General features: G+C 40.7%; 10 protein-coding genes. 2 read left to right on the top strand and 8 right to left on the bottom strand.

Features of this window, described 5'->3' with window-relative positions:
* On the top strand, positions 1 to 352 hold a 352-nt coding region (locus tag H8B21_RS20710), incomplete at its 5' end, for a hypothetical protein (RefSeq protein WP_223815167.1).
* A gap of 17 nt (positions 353 to 369) precedes the next feature.
* Here the strand turns inward: H8B21_RS20710 and H8B21_RS20470 are convergent.
* The 3 genes from H8B21_RS20470 to H8B21_RS20460 form a co-directional block, all read right to left on the bottom strand.
* A complete protein-coding gene (locus H8B21_RS20470) occupies positions 370 to 1,596 on the bottom strand; it encodes an MFS transporter (protein ID WP_190315716.1) in 1,227 nt (408 codons plus the stop codon).
* A gap of 215 nt (positions 1,597 to 1,811) precedes the next feature.
* Entirely contained in the window at positions 1,812 to 2,402 is a 591-nt protein-coding gene (locus H8B21_RS20465; protein WP_190315715.1) for a uracil-DNA glycosylase family protein, read from the bottom strand.
* 29 nt (positions 2,403 to 2,431) lie between these two features.
* On the bottom strand, positions 2,432 to 3,247 hold the full coding sequence (locus tag H8B21_RS20460) for a ZIP family metal transporter (protein ID WP_223815166.1): 816 nt from the start codon (positions 3,245 to 3,247) through the stop codon (positions 2,432 to 2,434).
* A gap of 309 nt (positions 3,248 to 3,556) precedes the next feature.
* Between H8B21_RS20460 and H8B21_RS20455 the strand changes: the two genes are divergently transcribed.
* A complete protein-coding gene (locus H8B21_RS20455) occupies positions 3,557 to 4,414 on the top strand; it encodes a universal stress protein (protein ID WP_190315714.1) in 858 nt (285 codons plus the stop codon).
* A gap of 10 nt (positions 4,415 to 4,424) precedes the next feature.
* Here H8B21_RS20455 and H8B21_RS20450 read toward each other — a convergent pair whose 3' ends face one another.
* The 5 genes from H8B21_RS20450 to H8B21_RS20430 form a co-directional block, all read right to left on the bottom strand.
* Positions 4,425 to 6,341, bottom strand: a complete 1,917-nt coding sequence (locus H8B21_RS20450; protein WP_190315713.1) for a polysaccharide biosynthesis protein — start codon at positions 6,339 to 6,341, stop codon at positions 4,425 to 4,427.
* 519 nt (positions 6,342 to 6,860) lie between these two features.
* Positions 6,861 to 7,694: an MBL fold metallo-hydrolase gene (locus H8B21_RS20445; protein ID WP_190315712.1), complete on the bottom strand. Its 834-nt coding sequence runs from the start codon at positions 7,692 to 7,694 to the stop codon at positions 6,861 to 6,863.
* Positions 7,695 to 7,711: 17 nt separating this feature from the next.
* The gene (locus tag H8B21_RS20440) at positions 7,712 to 9,139 is read right to left on the bottom strand and encodes an L-serine ammonia-lyase (RefSeq protein ID WP_190315711.1); all 1,428 of its coding nucleotides are present in this window, start codon (positions 9,137 to 9,139) and stop codon (positions 7,712 to 7,714) included.
* A 63-nt stretch (positions 9,140 to 9,202) separates the two neighbouring features.
* Positions 9,203 to 10,861: a glycoside hydrolase family 3 protein gene (locus H8B21_RS20435; protein WP_223815165.1), complete on the bottom strand. Its 1,659-nt coding sequence runs from the start codon at positions 10,859 to 10,861 to the stop codon at positions 9,203 to 9,205.
* Between the two features lie 142 nt (positions 10,862 to 11,003).
* On the bottom strand, positions 11,004 to 11,543 hold the full coding sequence (locus H8B21_RS20430; RefSeq protein ID WP_190315709.1) for a TetR/AcrR family transcriptional regulator: 540 nt from the start codon (positions 11,541 to 11,543) through the stop codon (positions 11,004 to 11,006).
* Positions 11,544 to 11,592: the final 49 nt, after the last annotated feature.

The following is an 11,592-nucleotide window of genomic DNA, read 5'->3' as shown; positions in this document are numbered from 1 at the left end:
TGATCATCTCTTTAAAGAACTTCTCTCGCCTCCGCTTCGCGCTTCGGCCCTATCATCTTGCCACCGAAGTGGCCGGACTGTACTTCTTTTGTTTCGCCCCCGTTTCCGAAGGGACTGCAAAGGTAGGGAAGTTTTTCTAAAAAACAAAAAAATTATTTTTTTCCTCTTTCCCTTTTGCCCCCGGCCGGCAGATCCCTGCCCGCCGTATGGCGCAACCTCCCTCGCGGAGTGGTGCAAAGGTAGGAACTTTATCCGTACGCTCCAAGACCCACCGGCGTTTTTTCCTGCCCTAAACCAACAAAACGCTGGTAGACTGAACGATAGTTTTTCAAAACTGCTACTACTCCTGTAAGAAATAGATATTTCTATTTACCGCCCTTTGACATTTGGCAGAAACCCGGTCACGATACCTATCAAAGGAAGATAAGCACAAATCCGAAACACATATTCAATACTTGTATGATCTGCCAACCAACCTAAGAAGGCAGACCCCAACCCCGCGATTCCAAAAGCAAAGCCGAAAAACAGCCCAGCAATCATACCTACCTTACCAGGCACTAAATCGGTAGCATACACCAAAATAGCCGAAAACGCAGACGAGATGATCACGCCGATAATAACCGCCAATATAACTGTAAGGGTCAACCCTACATGAGGTAATGCTAAAGTAAAGGGAGCTGCGCCCAAAATAGAAATCCAAATAATTAATTTACGACCATACCGGTCACCTAATGGACCACCTAATATCGTTCCTATCGCTACTGCCGCAAGAAACGCAAATAAATAAAACTGGGATTCTTGAACACTTAGACCAAATTTACCTATCAAATAAAAAGTAAAATAACTAGTCATAGATGTCATATAAATGTACTTAGAAAAAATCAGCACAAGCAAAATTACGATCGAGCTTATCACCTTTCCACGACTCAAAACATATGTAGAGTCGGCCGGGTTTTGATTTTCTATCCCAGTTGAACTCCTTAGTCTTCCCCTCTCTTGTATATTTCCTTTATACCATTTTCCCACTACGGATAGAAGCAAGATTCCGACAAGGGCAATTAGGCAAAACCATTGGATATGTACTTGTCCATGAGGTATAATAATTAATGCCGCCATTAATGGTCCTATGGCACTACCAGCATTACCCCCTACTTGAAAAATGGATTGCGCAAGTCCCTTCCTCCCCCCTGAAGCGAGCTGGGCAACACGAGATGCTTCCGGATGAAAAACAGACGAACCAATCCCAACCAAACAAACAGAAAGAAGAACAAACAAAAAGTTCGAAGCCATAGATAACGACACCAATCCAATTAATGTAAATCCCATACCAATAGCAAGTGATTTTGGATTTGGCCTCCTGTCCGTATAACGTCCTACAAACGGCTGCAATATAGAAGCAGATAATTGAAAGGCTAAAGTAATCAATCCAATCTGTGTGAAATTTAGGCTGAAATTCTCCTTTAGCATCGGATATATCGATGGTATGACCGCCTGTAATAAGTCATTAATAAAATGCCCAAAACTTATGGCGAACAAAATACTATATACCGTACCCTTTACCATTGGATGCGTCGATGACCTGACTGCTGTTTTCATATTCACTCTCCTTATGGATATACATTTATTAAAATTGTATGCGATTTACAAAAAATTAAGCACACTCGTCTGTTTTTTTGGTCACAATCCATCCACAACCTATTGATTTGAGCATTATATGATTTCTGGCACAGAATTTGTCTAATTTCTAATTCATAATTTAGGTTAATAATTGGTTTGGAAACCCTGAAGTCGCCCGACTTCGGGGTTTCTTTTTATATCTCCTGCAGCAATTGGTTCACCAGATCTCGTAAAACCGGTACTGTCTCTTCTTTAAACCACTGATTTTTTGACATCCAGATAAAATTTCTTGGTGACGGGTGTGGCAACGGAAAATACGTCGGTAAATAGTCTCGATAATTTTTCACGGTCTCCGTTAATGTCTTGTGCTTTCGCCCTCGCAGATAATAGGATTGTGCGTATTGACCTATTAATAGTGTCAATTTAATATTTTGCATTTGCGCCAAAACGCGTTCATGCCAGATAGGTGCGCATTCTACACGAGGAGGTAAATCTCCACTTTTACTTTTCCCGGGATAGCAAAACCCCATAGGTATAATAGCAAAATTTTCGGGGTTATAGAAAGCTTCTTCCGTAACACCTAACCAATTTCTAAGTTCTTTCCCACTTTGGTCATCCCAAGGGATACCCGATAAATGCACTTTCATTCCTGGAGCCTGTCCTACAATCAAGATTTTTGAACGATCGTCAATCGTCAATACAGGATTAACCCCTGCTAATAGTTTCGGCTCACAGATTCTGCAGCGTTTTATCTCTCTATATAATGCCTCGGTTTCCTGATTCATATTTACTTCCTATTCCCCTTATTCACTATTTAGCCCAATACAACATCCAGTGACATCATTAAAATAAATCCTCCAATAAAACCCAAGGTCGCCCAGTCTGAGTCCTTATTCTGTTGTGCTTCAGGAATCACTTCTTCCACGACGACAAACATCATGGCACCGGCAGCAAACGCCAACGCATAGGGTAACAATGGTGTAAAGAAGGCTACTGCGAACGCCCCTAATACCGCCGCCATCGGCTCTACAACAGCAGAAAGTTGGCCATAATAAAAGCTTTTCCGGCGTGAAATCCCCATACGGCGTAATGGCATAGCCACCGCAATACCTTCGGGGAAGTTCTGAAGACCTATTCCCACAGCTAACGCCACAGCTCCACCGATACTTGCTTCAGGGACGCCCGCTGCAACTGCGCCAAACAACACGCCAACAGCAAGCCCCTCAGGGATATTATGCAATGTTATCGCTAACACTAACAAAGTTGTTTTCTGCCACGGTGATTTTACGCCCTCGACCTGCTTAAAATTAACGTGAAAATGCGGCAATAACTTGTCCAACGCAAAGAGAAACCCTGTTCCCATTAAAAAGCCTATAACAGCCGGCAATACCTGCATAAACCCTTCCCCATCACTCATATCTATAGCCGGAATTAACAGACTCCATATACTCGCCGCCACCATAACGCCACCTGTGAAACCAAGCATGGAATCGAGAAAATTACGATTCATCGTTTTGAAGAAAAAGACAAATGCTGCGCCTAAAGCTGTAACCAGCCAAGTGAAAATAGAAGCGTACAATGCCGCTAATACAGGATTTATTTCCGAGAGGTAGTTAATAACATGATCCATTATTTATACTTTGGGATATATCATGCACAAAGTTAACACAAAAAAATCCTGAAGCGGGGAACTTCAGGATTTTTCTACTAACCAATTATTAATTAACCTAAATTATGAAAAAAATTACTCTATTGTTATCTCTAAAACGCATACTCTAATACTTTATTTTTCCCACACGCTTCATTTAACATCTTTTAACGATTGGAAGCGGCACAGTCTTTTGAAAGAGCTTGCTTCCTTTTGGAAAAACCGCAAAAAAAAGATATATTTGATAAATACCATTCTAATAAATAAGAACAATATATTACGCTCATTTTTATGAAGAACGCCATTCTTGTACCTACCGACTTTTCTGACAATGCATGGACAGCTATTATGTATGCCGCGAATCTTGCCACGAAGCACAATTGGCGGTTACATGTTCTCCATACCTACCATGAATTTAGTAATGCACGGGTGGGTGCCAAATTTACAGAAGAGGTTCGTGCCTCTATGTCGGAAACCGCTGCTCAAAACATGGAAAAATTGGAAACTGACTTACGCGCACAGTTTCCCGAACTTTTATTTACATCAGCCTGTATGCTAGGAGATCTCAGTAAAACAGTATTAGATCTATTACAGACAGATCAATATAATTTCCTAGTTATGGGAACGAAGGGCGCTGGACGTATTAAAAGTGCAACTATTGGTAGCAATACATTTGAGCTGATCAAGAAGAGTCCTATAGGGGTTTTAGCTGTTCCGGAAGCATATCAAAATTTCCGATTAGAAAAAATTGGTGTATTAACAAATTTCAAAGAAAGCGAAGCACAGCTTCTCCGCGCTTTTACAGCACGTATACAAGCTACATTAGATTTGGTGCTATTGCATGTGACTGAGAAAGAAGAATCTCCCGCTGCAGAAGATATCGAATTTTGGAAAGAACAAGTTGTACAGCGCTTCCCCGTCAGAAATATTGATTACTGTGAAAAAAATGCCGTTTATCGCTTAGATTACAACATGCCTGTTCCAAAATGCATCGATTGGATGATAGAAAAAATGCAGATTGATTTATTATTGGTATCGTATAATCGTAAAAGTTTTTTTGCACAACTGTTTTCACGCAGCTTAACAAAATCCATCGCACATAATTTATTAATCCCTACTTTCTTTGTAAGAAGCGACATTAAGGTGTAAAAATGAATCTTTATTTATCCAATTGATCAAAAACGGAATTTTGAGATATAAATTCCGGAACGATAGCTTTCAGTTGACGAACAACTTCCAGATCAGCATGTTCCGCAGATACTTCACTGTGCTCAACAAGCCCACACAACACATCGATCTGTCTCCTTTTCGTTAACAAATCTTCCGTACAGACTTTCGCTATCATAATTTTAGGATGATGTGTCTTGAGTGTATTTTCGTTATTTGCCAAGAGTTCCTCGTATATTTTTTCACCAGGACGCAATCCTACAATTTTAATATCGATATCTTGCGGGTAACGGTATCCTTTTAATTTGATCATGCGTTTGGCCAGGTCTATAATCTTGACAGATTTCCCCATATCAAAAACAAAAATTTCACCTCCTTTCCCCATAGTTCCGGCTTCTAGCACAAGCTGACAGGCTTCTGGAATCGTCATAAAAAAGCGTGTAATTTCCGCATGGGTCAATGTTAATGGTCCACCCTTTGCTATTTGCTTTTCAAAAAGAGGGATGACTGAACCGTTAGATCCCAACACATTCCCAAATCGCGTAATAATGAAATTAGTTTCACTCTGTTCATTACAAGAATTGACATAAATCTCCGCAGCTCGTTTAGAAGCTCCCATAACGTTTGTAGGATTGACGGCTTTATCTGTCGAGATCATGACAAACTTATAGACGTTATATTCCATTGACAAATCTGCCATAATACGACTACCATATACGTTTGTCCAAATCGCTTCATAGGGATTTGCTTCCATTAGTGGCACATGTTTATACGCTGCTGCATGAAAAACCACATCCGGACGGTGCGTTTCAAATATACGTCTCATAAAGGTTTTGTCCCGTACATCTCCCACAATGAAATAGGCTTCATCAGGGTTGAAAGTATGGATAGTCTGTTGTACATCATATAACGCGGATTCTGCCTGATCTAGCAAGATGATCCTCCCGTAAGGTAGAATAGCAATTTGTCGTGCAAGTTCGCTCCCAATAGAACCTGCAGCACCTGTTATTAGTACCGTGCGCCCTTTTAATTCTTTTTCTACAACAGGATTATCCAATTTAATAGGCTTTCTTCCCAAAAGGTCTTCAATCCGCAATTGACGAATTTGACGTTTACCGCCGCCACTGAGTAAAGAACGACCGGGTTGCATAATCTTAAGCTCGATATTTAAGTTATGAAAGTGATCAGTTACACGTGAGAGACGCTCTGGATCATCATTTTCCACAGCAATAATGACTTCATCGATATCGTTTTTCCGTACAAAATTTTCGTCGATATCCGTGATATGCAAAATCCGTATACCTCGTGAGTTTTTTCCTACCCTATTCGGTTTATCTTCCACAAATGCGATAACTTTATTTTTCGACCGGATATCATCTTGCAGCATAGCATAAGCTACCAAACCCGGTCTTGACGCACCAAAAATCAACACATGCCTACTTTTCCTTTTTGTAAAAAAAAGCAACTCATAAATCTGCCTATAAACTACCCTCGCCGCGACCAACATCACCATGGTGAAAAAACCATGCGAGAAGACCACAGCATAAGATAAACGAAGGTACTCTCCCCATATCGAATCCTTCACTGCGGTGGAGCGAACTAATAAGGTAATAAGGAAAAGTATCATACAGGCCAGCCAAACCGTTTTAAAGATACGTATAGCCTCACTAAGACCGGTATGTCGCACGATTTCGCGATAGGTCTTCATAAAGAGAAAAGAAATCAGATAAACCGATAAGACCAATATGCTCTGCTTAAACATCAAGCCTATATCGAATTCGCCTAAAAAGCTGTTTAAAATAAAGTTGAATGTTACATAACATCCAAACACAATGATCATGTCAATCAACAAAATAACCCAGCGCGGGTTATCCTTCCGCAACTTCTTCTTCAGTACATTCAAATCCATGCTTGGATAGTCTAGTTCTTTATTTATTCCTATCAGTACACTAATCGTAGCATTTTAACTACACTCGCGTCCAAAAAACCGTGCGTCTTATAGAGTCTACCTTACTTAACCAAGTCTATGCAATGTTAAAAGCTCGACTATTAAGATAAGTACAAACAGAACCAAAACCCAAAATGTACGTGCCGCAAACGGCACACGTTCATATCTATTTCTCAATTTATTCATGTTATTTCGCCATTACTACATCACTCCACTGGTGAGCCTCAAAACAATTTCAATAGTAGTTGTCTTCTATATTCAAGAAGTATGCCGAATCCATAAATGAATGATATAATCACGCTTTTTTGTAAAAAACATGTGATAAACTTCATATAATTTGGAAAAAAATCAAAAACACCATATATTTGCACTATCATAATTTAGGTTTATAATTGGTTAGCTAAAGGTTTTCATTCTCCCCGTTTGAAAACCTTTTTTTTGCCTAACTGTTTTGGATATAAATAAAAATTAATAGTCTATTTATTCAGGGAAGACAAAACTAGCCTGATAAGCTATCTGTCGCACAACAATCTTCGTTGTCAGTTGAGGCAATAAGATTTGGCTATCAAACAATTCTGTTTCTTGATAGCGTGTAGCAACAGACAATTTTATTTTCCCACAATGAGGCGCAAAAGTTTGGCGAACTAACTCTACTTTATTATTCTGTCCAGAAAGATGTCCTAATATTAAATGTCGAAGACGGGGGCCGCGATATTCTAAAACAGTTTCCAGTGCAATATGGTTAGAAAGGTGCCCCCAACCGTTTCGTATCCTGTTTTTCAAAAAGAAAGGATAGCTTCCGGTATCCAACAGCCCTTCATCGTAGTTTGCTTCCAGCAAGAGAACATCTGCTTGCCGAATTACATGTTTCACGTTATCACAAATGCGTCCAATATCGGTCAACACGCCAATATTGATCTCTCCATTTGAAACCCAAAAGCTACAAGGCTCCTGCGCATCATGGTATTTAGGAATACCACAAATTGTCAAGCTACCAACCTCTATTTCTTCATCTCGACGAATAATATGCAGTAGGTTTTCCGGCAATTGTAAACGCGATCCCCTATAGGAGCCGGCAGTCATATATACCGGGATTTGATAACGCCTGCAAAAAACGGCTAATCCACGGATATGATCCGTATGCTCATGTGTTATAAATATTGCTTTAATTGTTGATGGAACAATACCTAAATTGGCCATACGCAGCTCTACATGCTTCGCATTGATGCCTACGTCAATTAAAATGGCATCTTCCGCATCGGCAATGTAATAGCAATTACCATTACTTCCAGAAGCTAGGGCACAATATTTCATCTATTTATTTTTCTTTCTTAACATTCCGGCAAACTCAACGGCACTTTAATCGCCAACCCACCGTCCGCAGTTTCCTTATATTTAACATTCATATCCTGGGCTGTCTCCCACATCGTGCTAACGACTGCATCAAGGCTAACCTTCGCCTTATCAGGGTTAGAGTTTAATGCCAGTTGAGCGGCAGTGATGGCTTTGACGGCACCCATCGTATTTCTTTCTATGCAAGGTATTTGCACTAAGCCCCCGATAGGGTCACAGGTTAATCCTAAATGGTGTTCCATTGCAATTTCCGCTGCCATCAACACTTGGCGTTGCGAACCTCCTAAACATTCTGTCAACGCACCTGCAGCCATGGCGGACGACACTCCAATTTCTGCCTGACAGCCGCCCATTGCTGCAGAAATAGTAGCTCCCTTCTTAAAGATAGAGCCTATTTCGGATGCCGTAGCAATGAACTGTATAATCTTATTTTCGTCATAGCTATCATGGAATATTATGTAATATTGTAATACAGCGGGAATTACACCAGATGCACCATTAGTAGGCGCGGTAACTACTCGTCCAAAAGAAGCATTTTCCTCATTGACAGCAAGCGCAAAGCAACTCACCCAATCCAGAATATAGCCGAAGTCTTTTCCTCCCTCACGTATGGCATTTACCCATGACTCGTAATCAAAATATATCCTTTCTTTCAACAGCCGCTTATTCATCTTGGAAGCACGACGCTCTACAAGTAAACCACCAGGAAGTACCCCTGTGGTATGACATCCTTTGTATATGCAATCCTTAATCGTATGAAAAATCTGTATGATACCACTTCTAGTTTCTTCTTCGGGGCGCCACGCCAACTCATTTTCCATCACCAACTCCGAAATTTTCAATCCCGTTCGCATGCACCACATCATCAGCTCCTGAGCCGTGTCCACAGGAAAAGCCATATCAACTTCCTGTAAAACACCCACCGTATCATCTTCCTGTACGACAAACCCTCCTCCGATAGAATAGTAGGTTTCTGACACCGCCGTGCCGTCGGTTAAAAATGCCTGAAAAGTTACAGCATTGGGATGGTAAGGTAGACTTTCTGTATAGAGAAATAATAAGTCCGTCGTGTAAGAGAAACTAACAACGCGCTCCGCACCTAAATCTATCTTTCCGGATGATTTGACTTCTTGCACTTTCGGCATTACCCGATGTACATCAAATGTCACAGGATCGTCGCCGCTAAGCCCCAATAGCACCGCAATATCGGTACCGTGTCCCATTCCGGTTTTAGCTAAAGAGCCATATAATAAAATATGGATACCCTCTACCTTTTGCAGTATCTTTCTGCTTTTTAGAACGGCTATAAAGCGTTGTGCAGCACGCCAAGGCCCTAAGGTATGCGAGCTTGACGGCCCGATACCGATCTTAAACATGTCAAAAATAGAGATTTGTTCCTTAGCCATTGCCAAAATTTAAGCTTCACAAAGCTATCCTTTAAATGGCAATATCACAAATGAATCATACCCTTACATTCCGTCACCATAAGCAAACCGTTTATTGACGGTTACCGGTAATTTACCTTCTGCTTTGGCCTGTCCTAGAAGAACCTTCAAGGCAGCCTTTTGCATAAAGTAGTCGTTTTGATACGCCAAAATTATACTGTTACTACGCTCAACAGGTAAACTATCTATTGCATACGGATTGGTGAACATCACTGTAATGGTTCTTCGACCTGCTAGCCGATCGATGAATTCACGCACCTGCTCATTTATCTTAATTTCACTTCCCGGACGCGCACGATTATCATGTATTGCTAAAATGATCTGTGGGCTTCGACGGACCTCCTTCAACAACTCTTTCATCTCATCCTCCGTTTCTTTTCCAGAAATCAAAAACTCCCTTCTATCGTTTAACTGCACTGCCAAGCCTTTCTCAAAGTCTTGTGGCTGATTCACTCCTATGGATACTACTGCTGTCTCAATTTTCTTATCGAAAGATCGAATACGTCTATCGGATTTCAGTACAGTAACGGCAGCGTCAGCCAATCGCTGAACGAGTGATTTTGATGCAGGTGTATTTAAATCACTCACCAAATTGACCATATTAACCGGTCGGTATTGGTTTAATCCTAACCAATATTTTGCAGCGAGCACCCGTTTTATACGTTGATCTAGTTCGGCCTGTTTAATACGTCCACTTTTTACGGCCTTTTCGACCAATCCTATGGCACGCGCACTATTTTCAGAGATCTCCAATAGGTCATGACCTGCTTCAATTGCCATCACATCAGCCTCACCATTGGGAAAAAATTTTTTTACCCCCTTCATATCCATCGCATCAGTCACTGTTAGTCCATTAAAGCCTAATTCCTTTCGCAAAAGATCCGTCACCACTTTCCGTGAAATAGAAGAGGGGATATTGGGCTTTGCATCCAATGCTGGAATATTCATGTGAGCTACCATTATTGCGGGCGCGCCTTGTTGAATTAGTTCACGAAATGGAAAAATTTCCAGACTGTCTAGCCGCGCTTTTGAAAATTTCAGTTGTGGGAGGTCGTGGTGGGAATCTACGTCCGTGTCACCATGTCCAGGAAAATGCTTTAAAGACGCAATGATTCCTCCGGCAACCATACCGTCCATATACGCTTTCGCTTTACGTGTTACATTGTGTTTATTATCTCCAAATGAACGGAAGTTGATAACAGGGTTTTTAGGGTTATTGTTGATATCAACCACCGGAGCAAAATTAAAGTGCATACCAATACGCTGAAAATCGCGCGCTACCTGGCGTCCCATTTCATAAATAAGCATTTCATTTTGTATAGCGCCCAAGGTCATTTGATAAGGGAAAGAAACAGTGGAGTCGGGAAGCCGCATACCTAGTCCCCATTCACCATCAAACGTAACCAGCAAAGGAACTTTTGCCAACTTTTGGTATTGATTAAGCATCTGAGCGTGCCGTACCGGCCCGCCCTGGAACACAACTAAACCACCAAGCTGTTCTTTTTGAATCACCTGCGCAACCGAATCTATATATCGTTGCCCAAGATTGGTATGGGCACGAACCAAAAAAAGCTGTGCAATACGTTCTTTAGGCGTGAGCTTTTGAAAAACCGAATCTACCCACGTATGTTGGCTATTGATAAATTGAACGAAATTAGGTCTTCTTTGTCCATATACACTCATTATGAAAAATGCACAAAAAAAGACCGCGGAGCAGAACTTTTTCACCATATTTTATTAGTTATCAAAAACCGAATTACGTAAAAAAAAAGATTTTTTACAAATTATGCATATTTTAATTTAAAACACGCACAAAAACGCTTCGCTATAAATTGTATTTCTTTTCTAATAATTGAGCGAGTTCCACCCCATTATCGATATCTCCATTAGCTTCTTTCTTCCACAGCATATCAATAATCAGCAATAGAAATTGCGTTTCCAACTCAGGGTCTTTATATCCTAATTCGGAAAAAGCTTTGACCAAAACAGGCTGTACAGGTTTCATAAACTGTTCATGTTGTTGTTTAGAAAAACTATTATGTGACAGGCGTTCTTGCAATTTCCAGAAAAGGGGTTCATCGGCAACCAACTTGTTCGGCAGAAAAATCATATTTTTCAAAAACTCTTTAGGGTTCTTGTAGGTCATCATCCCACGGTGATGTGAGAGCACTCTTCTATAACCTGACTTAATAATATGCGCCAATAAGGAATCCTTATTACCAAAATGCTTAAAAATAAGCGCTTCCGACACACCCGCTCCCAAAGCAATCTCTTTTGTCGACGTATCCACATAGCCCTTTGTTGCAAATAAGGAAAGGGCTACTTTCATTATCTTCTCTTTACGGCTTAATGTCGTCTCTTTCATGTAATACTATACTATTTTTAACAAAGATACTATTTTTCAGCACGACTGT

Origin of the sequence: Sphingobacterium chuzhouense, from assembly GCF_014692525.1 — a bacterium.
In the GTDB taxonomy this organism is placed as follows: Bacteria; Bacteroidota; Bacteroidia; order Sphingobacteriales; family Sphingobacteriaceae; genus Sphingobacterium; species Sphingobacterium chuzhouense.
The sequence above is the reverse complement of the archived record's forward strand: the minus strand, read 5'-3'. Positions and strand labels throughout refer to the sequence as shown.